Source organism: Allobosea sp. Root381 (assembly GCF_001429395.1).
Taxonomy (GTDB): domain Bacteria; phylum Pseudomonadota; class Alphaproteobacteria; order Rhizobiales; family Beijerinckiaceae; genus Allobosea.
Window position 1 is genome coordinate 211,385 of the sequence record NZ_LMJT01000034.1, and the last position, 16,485, is coordinate 227,869.

General features: G+C 67.4%; 15 protein-coding genes. 11 read left to right on the forward strand and 4 right to left on the reverse strand.

What is annotated here, in order from left to right; genetic code table 11:
- Positions 1-82: 82 nt before the first annotated feature.
- From ASE63_RS20870 to ASE63_RS20890, 5 genes are all read left to right on the forward strand, one after another.
- A complete protein-coding gene (locus ASE63_RS20870; RefSeq protein ID WP_056805925.1) occupies positions 83-2,731 on the forward strand; it encodes a chemotaxis protein CheW in 2,649 nt (882 codons plus the stop codon).
- Complete coding sequence (locus ASE63_RS20875; RefSeq protein WP_200962599.1) at positions 2,731-3,237, forward strand: chemotaxis protein CheW; 507 nt, start codon at positions 2,731-2,733, stop codon at positions 3,235-3,237. Before ASE63_RS20870 ends, ASE63_RS20875 begins: the two co-directional genes overlap by 1 nt.
- Before the next feature lie 30 nt (positions 3,238-3,267).
- Positions 3,268-3,633, forward strand: coding sequence for a response regulator (locus ASE63_RS20880; RefSeq protein WP_056805931.1), 366 nt, complete (start codon positions 3,268-3,270; stop codon positions 3,631-3,633).
- A gap of 93 nt (positions 3,634-3,726) precedes the next feature.
- Positions 3,727-4,842 (forward strand): chemotaxis-specific protein-glutamate methyltransferase CheB, encoded by a 1,116-nt coding sequence (cheB, locus tag ASE63_RS20885; protein ID WP_056805935.1) that lies wholly within the window; start codon positions 3,727-3,729, stop codon positions 4,840-4,842.
- Positions 4,839-5,717: a protein-glutamate O-methyltransferase CheR gene (locus ASE63_RS20890; protein ID WP_056805938.1), complete on the forward strand. Its 879-nt coding sequence runs from the start codon at positions 4,839-4,841 to the stop codon at positions 5,715-5,717. The genes cheB and ASE63_RS20890 overlap by 4 nt, the downstream gene beginning before the upstream one ends.
- 362 nt (positions 5,718-6,079) lie before the next feature.
- Here ASE63_RS20890 and ASE63_RS20895 read toward each other — a convergent pair whose 3' ends face one another.
- Complete coding sequence (locus ASE63_RS20895; RefSeq protein WP_056805941.1) at positions 6,080-6,781, reverse strand: response regulator transcription factor CtrA; 702 nt, start codon at positions 6,779-6,781, stop codon at positions 6,080-6,082.
- 344 nt (positions 6,782-7,125) lie between these two features.
- Between ASE63_RS20895 and fliI the strand changes: the two genes are divergently transcribed.
- Positions 7,126-8,466: a flagellar protein export ATPase FliI gene (gene fliI, locus ASE63_RS20900; protein WP_056805943.1), complete on the forward strand. Its 1,341-nt coding sequence runs from the start codon at positions 7,126-7,128 to the stop codon at positions 8,464-8,466.
- Positions 8,467-8,564: 98 nt separating this feature from the next.
- Positions 8,565-10,400 carry a GDSL-type esterase/lipase family protein gene (locus ASE63_RS20905; protein WP_056805946.1) on the forward strand — a complete coding sequence of 612 codons (1,836 nt, stop codon included), beginning with the start codon at positions 8,565-8,567 and terminating at the stop codon, positions 10,398-10,400.
- Between the two features lie 39 nt (positions 10,401-10,439).
- Here the strand turns inward: ASE63_RS20905 and ASE63_RS20910 are convergent, their stop codons facing one another.
- Entirely contained in the window at positions 10,440-11,657 is a 1,218-nt protein-coding gene (locus ASE63_RS20910; RefSeq protein ID WP_056805949.1) for an MFS transporter, read from the reverse strand.
- A 240-nt stretch (positions 11,658-11,897) separates the two neighbouring features.
- On the opposite strand from ASE63_RS20910, the gene fliJ reads away from it, so the two are divergent.
- Complete coding sequence (fliJ, locus tag ASE63_RS20915) at positions 11,898-12,302, forward strand: flagellar export protein FliJ (RefSeq protein WP_056805953.1); 405 nt, start codon at positions 11,898-11,900, stop codon at positions 12,300-12,302.
- 124 nt (positions 12,303-12,426) lie between these two features.
- On the opposite strand, the gene ASE63_RS20920 is transcribed toward fliJ, so the two are convergent.
- Together ASE63_RS20920 and ASE63_RS20925 are read right to left on the reverse strand one after the other, a co-directional pair.
- The gene (locus tag ASE63_RS20920; RefSeq protein ID WP_056806203.1) at positions 12,427-13,296 is read right to left on the reverse strand and encodes an alpha/beta hydrolase; all 870 of its coding nucleotides are present in this window, start codon (positions 13,294-13,296) and stop codon (positions 12,427-12,429) included.
- A gap of 379 nt (positions 13,297-13,675) precedes the next feature.
- On the reverse strand, positions 13,676-14,290 hold the full coding sequence (locus ASE63_RS20925) for a GNAT family N-acetyltransferase (protein ID WP_056805955.1): 615 nt from the start codon (positions 14,288-14,290) through the stop codon (positions 13,676-13,678).
- A gap of 96 nt (positions 14,291-14,386) precedes the next feature.
- Here ASE63_RS20925 and ASE63_RS20930 point away from each other — a divergent pair, with 96 nt between their 5' ends.
- From ASE63_RS20930 to ASE63_RS20940, 3 genes are all read left to right on the forward strand, one after another.
- Positions 14,387-14,827 carry a hypothetical protein gene (locus ASE63_RS20930; protein ID WP_056805958.1) on the forward strand — a complete coding sequence of 147 codons (441 nt, stop codon included), beginning with the start codon at positions 14,387-14,389 and terminating at the stop codon, positions 14,825-14,827.
- A gap of 80 nt (positions 14,828-14,907) precedes the next feature.
- Positions 14,908-15,291 carry a DUF305 domain-containing protein gene (locus ASE63_RS20935; RefSeq protein WP_056805961.1) on the forward strand — a complete coding sequence of 128 codons (384 nt, stop codon included), beginning with the start codon at positions 14,908-14,910 and terminating at the stop codon, positions 15,289-15,291.
- Positions 15,292-15,440: 149 nt separating this feature from the next.
- Positions 15,441-16,478 carry a YbhN family protein gene (locus ASE63_RS20940; RefSeq protein WP_056805963.1) on the forward strand — a complete coding sequence of 346 codons (1,038 nt, stop codon included), beginning with the start codon at positions 15,441-15,443 and terminating at the stop codon, positions 16,476-16,478.
- Positions 16,479-16,485: the final 7 nt, after the last annotated feature.

A 16,485-nucleotide genomic window follows, 5' to 3' on the forward strand; every position in this document is an offset into this window, starting at 1 on the left:
CGCCGCCATCTCAACCGATCATAAACCCTTCTGCTCCTTAGTGGACGCCGTGTGTTTGTCGCGTTGAGTGGTGGTCCCCTGCATGGACGACTTGCTGCAAGAGTTCCTGACCGAGACCGGCGAGAATCTCGATACCGTCGACCGGGAACTCGTGCGCTTCGAGCAGAAGCCGAACGACCGCGACATCCTCCGCAACATCTTCCGCCTGGTCCATACCGTCAAAGGCACCTGCGGCTTCATCGGCCTGCCCCGCCTCGAGGCTCTGACCCACGCCGCTGAATCGGTGATCGGCCAGTTTCGTGACGGCGCCAGCGTCAGCGCCATCGCCGTCACCGCCATCCTGGAGACGATCGACCGGCTCAAGGACATCCTGGCCGAGCTGGCCGAGAAGGGCGAGGAGCCGCCCGGCAACGACGAGAACCTCATCCAGGAACTCGAGATCTTGGCGGAGCATGCCAAGGCCGAGTTGCAGAGGCGCAGCGCCGCGACGGGAGAGACCGTCGACCCGGTCGCAGCTTATCTTGCGCGCCACGCCGGACCGGCAGCCGGCGCGGCCTTTGAAGCGCCGGCCGAGGACGGGCTCGATCTGGTCTTCCGCAATGCGCCCGGGCCGCAGCGTGGCCGCGACGGGCGCATCGAGCAGATCGACGCTTCCGAGCCGGGCGAAGAATCGGCGGCGCGCGACTCCCGGCCCACCGGCCCGGCCACGCTGCGCGTCAGCGTCGACACGATCGAGCATCTGATGACGATGGTTTCGGAGCTGGTGCTGACGCGCAATCAGCTCCTCGACATCGCCCGGAAGCAGGACGACGCCGGCCTCAAGGGGCCGCTGCAGCGCCTTTCGCTGATCACGGCGGAGTTGCAGGAAGGCGTCATGAAGACGCGCATGCAGCCGATCGGCAACGCCTGGTCGAAGCTGCCCCGCGTCGTGCGCGATCTCGGCGCCGAACTCGGCAAGCGCATCGAACTCGTCACCGAGGGCGCGGAGACCGAACTCGACCGGCAGATCCTCGACGTGATCAAGGATCCGCTGATGCACATGGTCCGCAATTGCGCCGACCATGCGATCGAGTCTCCCGCCGAACGCCTGGCCGCCGGCAAGTCCGAGCACGGCACGATCCGCCTGGCCGCCTATCACGAGGGCGGCTCGGTCAAGATCCTGATCTCCGACGACGGCCGCGGACTCGACATTGAGCGCATCCGCAGCAAGGCGGTCCAGCGCGGTCTTGCCGCGGAGGCGGAAGCCGAGCGCATGAGCGATGCCCAGGTCGGCCGCTTCATCTTCCATCCCGGCTTCTCGACCGCCGACAGCATCACGGCCATCTCCGGGCGCGGTGTCGGCATGGACGTGGTCAAGGTCAATGTCGATGCCATCGGCGGGCTGATCGACATCGCCACCAAGCCCGGCTCCGGCACCACCATCACGATCAAGATCCCGCTCACCCTCGCGATCGTCGCGGCGCTGATCGTCGTCTGCGGCGACCAGCGCTTCGCGATCCCCCAGGTCGTGGTGCGCGAACTCGTCCGGGTGAAGGCCGAGGCGGACAACCGCATCGAGACGATCAACGGCGCGCCGATCCTGCGCCTGCGCGGACGACTGCTGCCGATCATCGCGCTGTCGCAGGTGATGGGCACGGCCGAGGCCTCGCTCGAGAACGGCTTCATCGTCGTGACGGAGATCGGCGAGCGCCAGTTCGGCATCCTGGTCGACGGCGTCTTCCATACCGAGGAAATCGTCGTCAAGCCGATGTCGAGCAAGCTTCGGCACGTCCCGGTCTTCTCCGGCAACACCATCCTGGGTGATGGCGCCGTGGTGCTGATCGTCGACCCCAACGGCGTCGCCAGCCTCTCCGGCGTCACCGGCATGGCGCGCGACACCATTCAGGCCGAAGCGCCGGCCCTTCCCGCGGCGCCGAGCGTCGAGAAGACCACCGTCCTGGTGTTCAGGACCGGCCCCCGGGCCGTCCGGGCCGTGCCGCTGTCGCTCGTCACGCGGCTTGAAGAGGTCGATGCCGGACAGTTCCAGAGCGGCAGCGGCCGCGTCCTCCTGCACTATCGCAACCGGCTCGTCCCGGTGGTGCCGGTCGGCGAAACCCAGATCCAGAGCGAGGGGCTGCAGCCTCTCGTGGTCGTTTCCGAAGGCGAGTTGACCGTCGCGCTGGCCGTCGACGCGATCGTCGACATCGTCGACGAGGTGCTCGACATCGAGATGGCGACGGCTCAGAACACGGGCGTCGTCGGATCGGCGATGATCCGCGGCCGCGCCACGGACATCATCGACCTGGCGCATTACCTGCCACTGCACGAGTTCGGCTGGCGCCAGCCCGGCCAGGACCGCGCCGACACCTCGACGCCCACCCAGATCCTGCTGGTCGAGCGCTCGGCCTTCCTGCGCGACATGCTGACCCCCGTGCTCAAGGCCACCGGACACCGGGTCGCCAGCGTCGGCGATTTCGAAGCCGCCCGCCGGCATCTGGCCGAGGGCGCGATCACCACCGTCCTGATCGACATGGACGCAGACAGCGAAGGCGCCTTCACATTTGCCGCGGCGCTGCGCGCCGGGGCGGACGGCACGAGCCTGCGGCTGATCGGGATGACGACGCTGGTGACGCCTGACCTGCATCTGCGCGCCGGACAGGAAGGGCTCGACGAGGTCGTCGCCAAATTCGACCGCCGCGCCCTCCTTGCCGAGCTTGCCGAGCGCCGTCGCGGCGTCAGGGAGGCCGCATGATGCTTCAGCCGACGGACCGCCGCCCGGCTGCCGAGCCGGCGCTCGGCAACTTCGACTCGCTCGACTACGTCACCGTCACGATCGGCGACCAGCTTCTGGGGTTGCCGATCGGGCGCGTCCATGACGTCTTCATCGCCAACCGCATCACGCTCGTCCCGCATGCGCCTGCGGAGATTATCGGCCTGCTCAACCTGCGCGGGCGCATCGTCACCGCGATCTGTCTGCGCAGGCGGCTCGGCCAACCCGTAACCCTCAGGCAAGATCGGGACGGCAAGACCGAGCTGGTCGCAGTCGGAATAGACCATGAGGGCGAAGCCTACGCGCTGATCGTGGACGCCGTCGGCGAGGTGATGCGGATGGACCGGTCCAGCCTCGAGCCGACGCCCGTTCATCTGGACCGCAGCTGGGCCGCGCTCGCCACCGGCGTGCACCGCCTCGAAGACCGCTTGCTCGTCGTTCTCGACGTCGACGCCATCCTCGCCCTCGACCTGCACGCCGCAGCCTGAGGCGTCGCCGTACCGATCTGGAGACTGAATATGAAATCCTGCCTCGTCGTCGACGACTCCGCCGTGATCCGCAAGGTCGCCCGCCGCATCCTGGAGGGCCTCCAGTTCCGCATCACGGAAGCGGAGGACGGCGCGCGCGCCATCGACGCCTGCAAGGGCGAGATGCCCGACGCCGTGCTGCTCGACTGGAACATGCCGATCATGGACGGCTACGACTTCCTGCGCACGCTCCGCCAGATGCCCGGGGGCAAGCGTCCGAAGGTCGTGTTCTGCACCACTGAGAACGACATCGCCCATATCGCGCGCGCCATGCATGCAGGCGCCGACGAATACATCATGAAGCCGTTCGACAAGGAGATCGTCGCCTCCAAGTTCCACCAGGTCGGATTGCTGTGAGCACAGGCACGCGGGACCGACGCCGACAGGCCGGGTCGGCACTTCGTTTGCATGGTTGAGGATCACGAAGGCGATGCAGCGGGTGTGTGACGCATGAGCAGTTTCTCGCCGGCCGGCGCAGCTGGCACCCAGCGGCACAAGACGGTCGTGATCGCCGACGATTCGGTCGTCGTCCGCGGCCTCTTCGCCCGCTGGCTCGGCGAGAGCGGGCAGTTCTACCTCGTCGCCGTGGCCGGTGACGGCGAGACGGCCGTCGCCCATGCCAGCCGCTTCAAGCCCGACGTGATGGTGCTCGACCTCGACATGCCGGGCGTCGACGGCGCAGCCGCCCTGCCCCTGATCCTGAAGGAAAGCCCCCATACCGGCGTGCTGCTGGCGACGACGCTGACCGAGCGCAACGCCCGCATCGCGCTCGAATGCATGACGAAGGGGGCGATGGACGTCGTCTCCAAGCCGGACAGCCGCCACGGCCTGACCGTCTCCCTCGATTTCCGCAGCGAGTTCCTGCTCAAGCTCGGGAACATCGCGCAGAGCCCGGCGAGGCCCGGCTACCTGCCGCCGGAGGTCGACATCGATTTCACGCCGGGCGGCCCGGACAACCTGCGCCAGCTCGTCTCGGTCGTGCCGCGCTACCTCGTCGTCGGCGCCTCGACCGGAGGGCCGCGCGCCATTGCCAGGGCGCTTTTCGACATGGGCGATGCCCTGCAGGAGCTGACGACGATCATCGTCCAGCACATGCCGCCGCTGTTCACCGCTTCCTTCGCCGAGCAGATCGCCTGCCATACCGGCATCCCTGCGCGCGAGCCCTTCGACGGCGAGCGCCTCAGCCGCGGGATAATCTATGTCGCGCCGGGCGGGCGCCATCTCGGCATCGACCGACGGCTCGGCCATATCGTCGCGAGCATCAGCGATGCCCCTCCCGTCAAGTTCTGCCGCCCGGCCGTGGACGTCCTGTTCAACGACGCGGCGCGCCATCTCGGCCCCGCGGCACTCGGCCTGGTGCTGACCGGCATGGGGGCGGACGGCACGGAAGGCGCCGGCGCGCTGCGGCGGTCCGGCGCCGCCGTGATCGCACAGGACGAGCAGTCCAGCACGATCTGGGGCATGCCCGGCTCCGTCGTGCGGGCCAACCACGCCAGCGCCGTCATATCGCTCGACGGCATCGGCCCCGCGATCCGCGACCTCCTGCGCGCGGGGCGCCTGTCATGACCGACGGTGATTTCGACTTCCTTCGCCTGCTCCTGCATTATCGCTCGGGCCTCTCGCTCGGCCCGGAGAAACGCTATCTGGCCGAGAGCCGGCTCGGCATCCTCTGCCGCCGGCGCGGCATCGAGGGGCTGGTGGCGCTGGTCGAGCGGCTGCGCCACGGCGACCCGCAGCTCGAGAACGCCGTCGTCGAGGCGATGACGACGAACGAGACGCTGTTTTTCCGCGATCGCACGCCGTTCGAGCTGTTCCGCAACGTGATCCTTCCGGAGAAGCTTTCAGCCAATGCGGCGACGCGCTCGCTGCGCATCTGGTGCGCCGCCGTCTCGACCGGCCAGGAAGCCTATTCGCTGGCGATGATCCTGGACGAGATGGCCTGCCGCCTCGCCGGCTGGAACGTCCGCATCCTCGGCACCGACATCTCCGGCGAGGTGCTGGAGCGCGCCCGCACCGGCATCTACAGCCAGTTCGAGATCCAGCGCGGGCTGCCGATCCAGATGCTGCTGCGGCATTTCCAGCAGGACGGCGAGAAATGGCAGGTGTCGGAACGGCTGCGGGCCACGGTGGAGCTGAAGCAGCACAACCTGCTCGAACCGAATGACCATCTCGGCCAGTTCGACGTGATCTTCTGCCGCAACGTGCTGATCTATTTCGACGTGCCGACCAAGGCGAAGGTGCTGGACGCCCTCGCCCCGCGCCTGGCGCCGGACGGGGTGGTCATCCTGGGAGCGGCCGAGACGGTTCTAGGCATTTCGACCTCGATCGTCCCCGACAAGGAGCATCTCGGCCTCTATCGCAGCCGCCGCGCCGCCAACGCGCAGCTGACGCACCTCCCGCGAACCAGCGACTCGATGGTCGCACAGGGCAGCGGCGTTTAGCTTGCGCTGAGCGTCGTCAGAGCCTTTCTGCGCCCGACGGCATCAGCCCGGACAAGCGGCGTAGCCGCGCCGATCCGGGACCCATCATGGGTCTCCGGAGCCCTCCGATGTTTCCGGGCTTTATCCTTGGGCCGCTCGACGATCGGAGCCGAGGCCTCCGCCCAGGATGACGACCTGCTTCGAGGTGAAAGAAACTCGATTCAGTCCGGCTACTTCGCGGCGAAACCGCGCTGCTCGCGCCAAACAAAAACCCCGCCTCTCGGCGGGGTCCCCGTCGACCTGTCGTGTACATCCGACGATCAGGTCGCGATCCTTGTGGCACCGGAACATGACCGCCTCGTGACGGACGTTCCGGCCCGGCATCAGGCCGGGATGCGTTCCTCGACGTCGTTGGGCTCGCGCAGCACGTAGCCGCGGCCCCAGACCGTCTCGATGTAATTCTTGCCGGCCGAGGCGTTCGCCAGCTTCTTGCGCAGCTTGCAGATGAAGACGTCGATGATCTTCAACTCGGGCTCGTCCATGCCGCCATAGAGGTGGTTCAGGAACATTTCCTTGGTCAGGGTCGTGCCCTTGCGGAGCGAGAGCAGCTCCAGCATCTGGTATTCCTTGCCGGTCAGGTGAACGCGGGCCGCGTCCACTTCCACGGTCTTGGTGTCGAGATTGACGACGAGGTCGCCCGTCGTGATGACCGACTGGGCATGGCCCTTCGAGCGGCGCACGATGGCGTGGATGCGGGCGACCAGCTCGTCCTTGTGGAAGGGCTTGGTCAGGTAGTCATCGGCGCCGAAGCCCAGGCCCTTGACCTTGTCCTCGATGCCGGCGAGGCCGGAGAGGATCAGGATCGGCGTCTTGACCTTGGCGACGCGCAAGCTGCGCAGAACCTCGTAGCCGGACATGTCGGGCAGGTTCAGGTCGAGCAGGATGATGTCGTAGTCGTAGAGCTTGCCGAGATCGACGCCTTCCTCACCGAGATCGGTGGTGTAGACGTTGAAGCTCTCCGATTTGAGCATGAGTTCGATGCTCTGAGCGGTTGCGCTATCGTCCTCGATCAGCAGAACCCGCATGTCAACATCCCCAATTTCGCCCGCAGGCAAGCTACCGCTCTTCTCATCCGGGCCCTCGCGACCCTGGACGACGACGCACTTGCCCGATGAAACGCCACGCGACACGCTATCGGGAAATGGTTAACAAACCGTGATTCCCGTGCGCAAGCGGTTACTGGGAGAAAGGTGACGATCCTTGCCGAGGTGAGTCGAATTTGACACGGATCGTCTTGTACTCTCGCCCGCGAAATCGCTTTTCGCGGAACCTGTATCGCGGAACGGGTCGGAAACGACGCCGCGCCGTGGTGCAGGTTCGAAAGACAGTGTTAATCACTCGGGTAAACGAAAGGTTTACGGAGGCCGTTATGCACAACGCCGCGCACGGCCAGAATCGGCTCTCGGGCCTCGCCTCGACCATCGCCGGACTTGACTCCGTCACCGTCTATGGCCGCGTCAATGCGGTGCGCGGCCTGCTCGTCGAGATCGCCGGGCCGATCGGCGCGATGAGCCTGGGCGGCCGCATCGCGATCGAGATCGCGCCGGGCAGCCGCGTCCCCTGCGAGGTCATCGGCTTTTCCGGCGAAAGGGCGCTTGTCATGCCCTATGGCGGGCTCGACGGCGTGCGCCGCGGCTGCCCCGCCTATGTCGACACCGCGCCGCCGGGCATCAGGCCGACCTCCGCCTGGCTCGGGCGGGTCGTCGATGCGCTCGGCCGGCCGGTCGATGGCGGCCCGCCCCTGCCGCAGGGCGAGAGCCTCTTCACTTTTCGCAACGACCCGCCGCCCGCCCATTCGCGCCAGCGCGTCGGCATGCCGCTCGACCTCGGCGTGCGCGCGCTCAACACCTTCCTGACCTGCTGCCTCGGCCAGCGCATGGGCATCTTCGCCGGCTCCGGCGTCGGCAAGTCGGTGCTGCTCTCGATGCTGGCGCGCTATGCCCGCGCCGACGTCAACGTGATCGGCCTGGTCGGCGAGCGTGGCCGCGAGGTCCAGGAGTTCCTGCAAGACGATCTCGGGCCACAGGGCCTCGCCCGCTCCGTCGTGGTGGTCGCGACCTCGGACGAGCCGGCGCTGATGCGCAAGCAGGCCGCCATGACCACGCTGACGCTGGCGGAATATTTCCGCGACCAGGGCAAGCAGGTGATGTGTCTGATGGACTCCGTCACCCGCTTCGCCATGGCGATGCGCGAGATCGGCCTAGCGGCCGGCGAGCCGCCGACCACCAAGGGCTACACCCCGACCGTCTTCGCCGAACTGCCGCGCCTGCTGGAGCGCGCCGGCCCCGGCACCGGCAGCGGCGCGATCACCGGCCTCTTCACCGTGCTCGTCGACGGCGGCGACCATGACGAGCCGGTCGCCGACGCGGTGCGCGGCATCCTCGACGGCCATATCGTGATGGAACGCTCGATCGCCGAGCGCGGCCGCTACCCGGCGGTCAACATCCTGAAATCGGTCTCGCGCACCATGCCGCGCTCCTGCGACCCGGCCTTCTACCCCATCGTCCAGAAGGCGCGCGCCACGCTCGCGACCTATGCCGACATGGAGGAGCTGATACGGCTCGGCGCCTACCGCCAGGGCGCCTCCGCCGAGGTCGACGAGGCGATCCGGCTCAATCCGGCGCTCGAGGCCTTCCTGAAGCAGGCCAAGGACGACGCCACCCCCCTGCCCGAGTGCTATGCGCGGCTGGCCGCGATCATGAACGGGTGACGCGCGCTCCCCCGCGAAGCTTTGCGTGCGAGAGGTCGGGGGATTAGACGAGAGCTCACCCGCTCCCGCAACGGCACCTGAAGAGGCCCGCTCTGATATTGCACACCAAGACAACGGAACCGGTCGAGCTCTATCGCTCGGACGCCCTGCTGGTTCGGCATGTCCCGTCAGGCGACACATCCGTCGGTGTCGTGACCTTCGATTCCTTCACCGACTATCAGAAGCTAGATCGGCCGGGCTTCGGCCAGGCCTTCCTGGCGGAGCGCGGCGTCGGCGCCGTCCACGTGATCAGCCGCGAGAACGACTGGTACCAGTACGACGAGATGGCGGAAGCAGCCGCAGCCATCCGCTCGGCGATGCAGGCCTATGACAGGGTCGCGACCTATGGCTCGAGCATGGGAGGCTATGCGGCGTTCCGCTTCGCCGGGCTGCTCGGAGCCGATGCCTTCATCGCGCTCTCGCCGCAAGTCACGATCGACCCCTCGGTCGTCCCCTTCGAGCGGCGCTGGCTCGACGATGCGAAGCGGCTGAACTTCATCTGGGACCATCTCGCCCCCGAGCCCGGCTGCCGAGGCTATGTCTTCTACGATCCGCATGACGACGACGCCCGCCACGTCGCGCTGATGGCCCGGCAATGCAGCGTGATCCCGGTGCGCCTGCGCCATGCCGGCCACCCGAGCAGCACCTTCCTGCTGGAAACGGGGCTGTTGTCACGCGTCATCCTCGACCTCATCAGGGGCAGCGCGGACGTGCCGGCCATCGAGCTCGCCGCCCGCCGCGCGCGGCGCCGGTCGCCCAAATATCTGGCGACCCTCGCGCACCAAATGCCCGAGCGCCGGATGCATACGAAGATCGGCCTGCTGCGCGCCGCCTTGGCGCTGTCTCCGCAGGACGCCGGCTATGCCAGCGAACTCGCCGAGGCCTTCGCGGCGGCGGGACGTTTCGAGGAAGCGGGCGAGATGCATCGTCGGGCCCTGGCATTGGACGGCTCCCATCCGATCCTGCGCCACCGCTACGCCTGGCATCTCCTTCACAGCGAAAACCATGACGAGGCGGACGCCCTGTCCGCCGCACTCGTCGCGGAAGCACCGAACAGGGCGATATTCGTCGAACAGCGGCGGGTAATCGAACGGCACAAGGCGGCGCGGGTCGGGCGGCAAACCTCGATCATCGCCACGGCTCCCCGGCCGCAGGCGCGTGCGGCCTCCCGCGCGGCCTCCCTTGTCCAGCGCATCGCCGCCGCGCTGAGCGGGCGGCGCGTGGGCGGGCTCGACGGCGAGACCGGCGGCGGTCTAAGCGAAGAGGGCCTGCGCGCGATGCTGACGACGACGCCCGCGCCTCCGCAGTTCGTCGAGGCGTGGGCCCGCGATGCCATGTTGCGGAACCGTGCCGGAGCAGCCCGGCCGGACCTCGTGCTGCTCGGCGATTCATTGGTGGAACACTGGCCCGAAGGTACATTTTCGGGGCGCGATGTCTTCAATTTCGGCGTCGCGGCGGACAGGACACAGCATCTCCTGTGGCGCCTGCGTGCGCCCGAGATAGCCGCGTTTTCTCCCCGCCATGCCGTCATCCTGATCGGTACCAACAACCTCGCCAGCGGCGACGAGCCGGAGGCGATCACGGCCGGCATCGTCGCCGTGGCGCGAGCGATCGAACGGCTCTGGCCGGCGACATCCATCCTGGCCGTCGAGATTCCGCCCTGCGGCCCGACCTTCGCGTTCAACGCACGCCAGCGCTTCGTGGCCAATCTCGGCATCCGCGCGAAGCTGCAGACGCTCAACGTCGATCAGGAAATGACCGACGGATTCGACCGGCGAACCCCGAATTACCATCCCGACCGGATTCATTTCTCGGCGGAAGGCTATCGCCTGCTGACGCGCCTGGTCGCAGCGAGGCTCGACCTGATCAAGGAGGGCGCGGCACGGCAGCCCTGAGCGTGCCACGCCTTCCGGCCGGGCGGCGCCGGCCCGTCTTCAGCGTCGAGCCAACAAGCGCAGCAGCGCCAGCATCGCCGCGAGTGCGACGAGCTGGATTGCCGCAGCGGCGGCCAACGTCGCCGGCCGCCCCAGCCATTCGATCATGACGGCGAAGAACAGGGGCGCGGCCGCAAAGGCAAAATTCAGCGGCACCGTCAGCCGGCCGAGCAGACTGCCGAAGCCGCTGCGCCCGAACAGCGCGAGCGGCAGGGTCGCGCGCGCAACCGCGATCACCCCCATCGCCGCGCTGAACAGCAGCACGAAGGCGACCGCCGCCGCAGGCGAGCCCGGCACCAGCACCATGATCAGGCAGGCCAGCGGGCCGAGCGCCATGCCGACCAACGCAGCGCGCTCGACCGAAATCCTCTGCCCGAGCGTGGCATCCGTCAGCCGCGCCAGCAGCGTCGCCGGGCCGCTCAGCGTCGCAACGAGGACGGCACCCGCCTGATCCAGCCCCGCATGGCGCAGGATGTCGATCAGATGCAGCGGCAGCCCCCAGGAAACCAGCCCGCTAGCCGAGAAGATGATCGCGACCAGCCAGAAACCCTTGCGTCGCTGATCGGGCGCCAGGCGCCCGGCCTCGCTATCACCCGGCGCCCCCGCCGGTGCCCTGGGGCCGCCGGCTTGAGCGAGCCCGCGCGGGATCGAGGCGTAGATCGGCAGCGAGATCAGGATCTGCAGCGCCGCCAGGACGAGCCAGGTGGCCCGCCAGCCCAGATTCTCCGAAAGCAGCGCGACCAGCGGCCAGGCGATGCTGGAGGACAGCGCGGTTGCGAGCATCATCAACCCGATCACCCGCCGGGCGCGCGCGCCCATCAACTGCACGATGGTGACGTTGCCGGCCGTCGTCAGGGCGAAGGCGTGGCCGACCCCGATCACGAACCAGCTCGCGAGATAGCTCGCCGGCCCCTGTGCCAGGCTGAGAGACGCCAGACCGAGCGCACAGACCACCGCGCCCGCGCACATCGACACCCTCGTTCCCGCGCGGTCGAAATGGCGCCCCATGGTGGGAGCCAGCGCGGCCGAGGTCAGCAGAAGCACGGTGATGCCCCCGAACACGACCCGCGGGTCGAGTCCGAGATCGCGCTGGATGTCGCGCGCCAGCACCGACAAGGCATAGAAGGTCGCCCCCCAGCCGGTCATGGTCGCGACGACGAGCAGGCACATCAGCAGGCCATGCTTCGGAAAGCGCGGAAAGGCAGGCAAGGCGGGCATCCAAGCTCGGGCGGGCGGAACGGCTGCCGGAGGCAGCGGCCGCATCAGGCTAGTAGCGCGGCTTGCCCCCATGCGTCAGGAGCAGGAGCGCGGCCGCGCCATGCGTCGAATGCGGCGCATTCCGGTAAGGAACGGTCAACCTCCTTGGTCCATTGTGCTTTTTGTCTCGCGGTATGGAGTTCCGGTCGCGCGCCGAGGGGTCGGCGCTCGGCCAATGCGTAATCAGGAGTTGGAAACGACATGAAGTCGCGAGAGACCCTTCTGCGTCTCAAACGGTTCCAGGTGGACGAGAAGCGCCGCCGGGTAAGCCAGATCGAGATGATGATCGCCGATTTTCACCGCATGGCGAGCGACCTGGACCGCGAGATCCAGAGCGAGGAATCGCGGGCCGGCATCTCCGACCCCGGTCATTTCGCCTATCCGACCTACGCCAAGGCCGCGCTCGGCCGTCGCGACAACCTGCGCCAGTCCGCCGACAACCTGAAGGGCCAGCTCGACGAGGCCAAGGCCGAGTTGCAGGAAGCCTTCGAGGACATGAAGAAGGTCGAGATTCTCGACGATCGCGAACGGGCCACCGAGCGCGCCGCCGAGGCCGCCCGCGACCAGGCTATGATGGATTCGATCGGCCTGCGCCCGCGCGCCTGAGCCGCCACGCGATCACTGAATCGAGTGCAAGGCCCGCCGGCCCGTCCGGCGGGCTTTTCTGTTCCGCCGCGGCTGTCAAGACGAGGGACGAGACGCGGACGCCCTATGTTCGGCCCTGTGCGGATTAGCGGATCTCGGGTGATCGACCGAGCGTGGCGCGCACGAAGGCGCCCACCTCTGCCAGCGCTCGACGGCCGTCGGCAAGCTGCGCATAGAACAAGTGCCAAGCATGAATCATATGCGGCCAGACTTGCAACGTGGTCCGTACGTCCGCTGCCGCAGCTACCCCGGCCAGCCGGATCGCATCATCCAACAGGGTTTCGTCGGACCCAACCTGAATCAGCAACGGCGGCAAACCACGCAAATCCGCGTAAATCGGCGAGACCATCGACATGCGCGGATCGCTGCCTTGCAAATATGCCGCCGCCAACTCGTGCAGATACGGCCCCTGGATCAAAGGGTCTACCGCAGCTTTGGTCTGCATGGTGGCACCCGACATCTCCAGATCCGTCCATGGTGAACTGCACCACGCGCCGGCGGGCAAAGCAGTGCCCGCATCGCGCAGTGAAACCAGCGTCGCGATCGCCAGCCCGCCGCCCGCGCTCTCCCCAGCCAGGACGATGTTTTCCGGCAGAAACCCTTGCGCTAGCAAAAATCGGTATCCGGTCAGTGCATCTTCCAACGCCGCCGGAAATGGATGCTCCGGCGCCAAGCGATAACCAAGCGCCAGCGTGCGCGTGCCTGCCTCACGCCCGGCTTGCGCGATCATATGCCGGTGACTTTTGATCGATCCGGAAACGTAACCGCCGCCGTGCAGAAACATGATCACCCGTGCAGGGTCGGCGGCCGGCGTGGTGGTCCACTCTGCCGCCACCCCATTCGCATCCACCGGCTCCACGACGACATCCGGTGGCATTTCGTAACGCGCGGTCAGGTCATCCAGCCGCTGCCGGCGGCCGGACACGTCAACCGGCCGCTGTCCAGCTGCCAGCATCGCCCTTATGGCGGCGAGTTCTGCATCGGCTTGCGTCAATCCAGCCTCCTCCCAATTGAAACACGATTGGCGTGCGGCTCTGCGAGCAGACGGGATCAGGCCACGGCTTTGATCGCGAGCCGGGCGTGTTGTCTCCGAACTGCTGCCGGCTGAAATTGCAGAGCGCGGCGTGCAGTCTGCTTCCGTTGTAGACCTGATCAATGAACCGCGGAAGATCGACGGCTAGGTCTGTTTGGGGCTTCTCTGGTCGTCCGGCGACCGACTCAATCGGGCCGCAAAGAGGAGAATGGGTCGGACAAAATGCTTCTATCCGACCGGCAAGAGCAACGTTTCTCTCGCTAGAGCAGTTGCTGCAGCTCCTTGCGGTGTCCGCGCCCCCTTACTCGACGATCGGATGATGCGGGACGCAGTCGCGACGCATCTTGCCCGCCAGCCGCGGATCGTCATCGATCTCGACGCCGCGCTTGAACACGCGAAAGCCGGAGCGCTGGTAGAATTCCGGCGCGCCCTGATGGTCGAGGGTGCAGGTATGCACCCAGAAGCGCGCGATCGGCTTGGCCCAGGCCATTGCCAGCGCCCGGTTCATCAGCCAGCGTCCCGCGCCCTTGCCGAGCACGGCTTCGTCGAGACCGAAGAAGGCGAGTTCCCCCTCGCCCGCGACCCGGAAGTCCAGCTCCAGCAGCCCGACATCGGCTCCCTCGTGACGCACCACGAAGGTCTCGACGTTTGCGTCGCCCAGGATCGCCTCGACCTCGCCGACCGGCTTGACCAGCCGGCTGAACCACATCCAGCGTTCGCCGAGCCGGCGGTACATGGCGAGATAACGCTGGACCTCGGGCGCTCCGATGCGCTCCAGCGAAAAGCCCTCGACACCCGGCGGATCGGGCCGCACAGGCGGCGCGGCGACCATCTCGAGCGAGGTCACGATGGCCGCGATCTTGCCGGGAGGCAGGTCAGTCGTGCCGTTGAGGCCGATGGTCAGGGTCGATGACATGGCGTTATCTTCGGTTGGCGCAATCTGCGATTGCCGGAACGGAGGGCGGAACGCCACGCCGCGATCATGACATGATCGCGGCGGAAAGATCATGAGATGACGCGGCATGGCAACCCTTCGAGATCACGCACAGACCGGCCCGACCGCCCGGCCCTGCTGCGGCTCGTCGTGGCGCTGGCGGTGATGCTGGTTGGGGTCCTGCCGCACGCCACGCTTGCCGCCTCCGCCTTCCACGCGGCCGCCGCATCGCCGGCAGCGACGCCTCCCAAGGGCGCGCCAGTGGACCGGCACGCCGCCCATCGGGCCCAGGCCGCCGCGCCCTGCCATGACGATGCGGACGCGAGCGACAAGGCCGGACCGTCCACGCCATCCTGCTGCGTCCTCGGCTGCGGGCTGCTCGGCGCAGGCCCGGTGAGCGCTTTCGCGGCGGCCTCCCCTTCATGGCGGCGCCTTGTCGCCGATCCGGCCTTGGCGGTCGCTGAGACCGAGCCCGAGCCGGCCGAGCGACCGCCCCGTCGCGCCGCCCTGGCCGGCTAAAAACGCAACCGATTTTCGAAGAGCGAAACCGCCCTGCCCGAGCGGCGGGCGTCCCGTTTCGCAACCAAGGACAAAACGCCATGAAAACTCTGCATTCAATCGGGGCAGCCGCCGCCCTCATCGGTGGCCTCTCGCTCGGCGGATCCGCCCTGGCCCAGCAGAATCAGGGCCATGCCGGCCACGGCGCACCGGCCGTCTCGGAGAGCGACAGCCTCGCGACCGTCGCCTACAAGGCCGCCAACGCCAAGATGCACAAGGACATGGACATCGCCTATGCGGGCGATGCCGACGCCGATTTCGTGCGCGGCATGATCCCGCATCACCAGGGCGCGATCGACATGGCGAAGATCGTGCTCGTCCACGGCAAGGACCCCGAGCTCAAGAAGCTCGCGAACGGCATCATCGCCGAACAGGAGAAGGAGATCGCCATGATGCGCGCCTGGTTGAAGAGGAACGGCAAGTAGCCCTCCGCAAGTAGCCCTGTGATCGCGGCAAGCGGCGGCAACGCCGCTTGCCCTCGGCCCGGGCCGCTGGCACACAGACGTCAGCGCGGCTTCGCCCCGGCGTTCGCGTGCCTGCCTCGTCGTCACGCCCCTCGCAGCCCGCCGGTCCCATGAAGCGCTATCTGGACTATCTCTGGCCGATCATCGGGCTCGTGGCGGTCGTCTGGTCTGTCGACCTGCTCTGGGAGAAGCTCAAGGCGGAGGCGTTGACCAACGAGGCCGTCAGCGCCCGGCTCGAACAGGCCGGGCTGTGGGAAGCCTTCAAGATCGTCGCCTCGGGCATCGGCCAGAAGATCGCGGTGATCCCGACCGAAGCATTCTTCCACGCCGGTCTCGCGACCCTCGTCGCCTATGCCGCGCTCGCCTGGTACGATCGGATCTCCCTGCTGCATCTCGGCAAGGAGAAGGGCATCTCCTGGCTCTACATCTCACTCTGTTCCTTCGTGACCTATGCGCTGTCGCACAATATCGGCGCCTCGGTCTTCTCGGGCGGCATGGTGCGCTTCCGTGCCTATACGGCGAAGGGGCTGACCGCCGGCGAGGTCGCGGTACTCGTCGCGCTCTGTTCCTTCACCTTCGCCTTCGGCACGATCCTGCTGCTCGGCCTGGTGCTGATCTACGAGCCCGAGATCCTGCGTCCGCTCGGGCGGCTCTCGAGCTGGTTCGCCATCGGCGACAGCACCGCCCGTCTGATCGGGGTCGGCATGCTCGGCTTCGTCGCGCTCTACACGATCGGCTCCTGGCTCAAATTCAGGCCTCTGCGGATCGGCAAGTTCGAGATCATCTATCCGCGCCTGCCGATCGTCGCCCGGCAATATCTCGCGGCGCCGCTGGAACTCGCCGGTGCGGCCGGCATCATCTATTTCGCGCTGCCCGAACAGGGCAATCCAGGTTTCCTGATCGTGCTCGGCGCCTTCCTGCTGTCCTTCTCGGCCGGGCTGCTCAGCCAGGTTCCCGGCGGCGTCGGCGTGATGGAGGCGGTGTTCCTGGCGGTGATGCCCGGCATCCCGGCGCCGGCTGTCTTCGCGGCGCTGCTGATCTGGCGACTGTTCTACCTGATCCTGCCGCTGGTGATCTCGCTGCCGGTGGTGCTCGCCTTCGAGCGCGACCAGCTCAAGCGCCACACCCGCATCGCCCCGCCGCCTTAAGACCGGT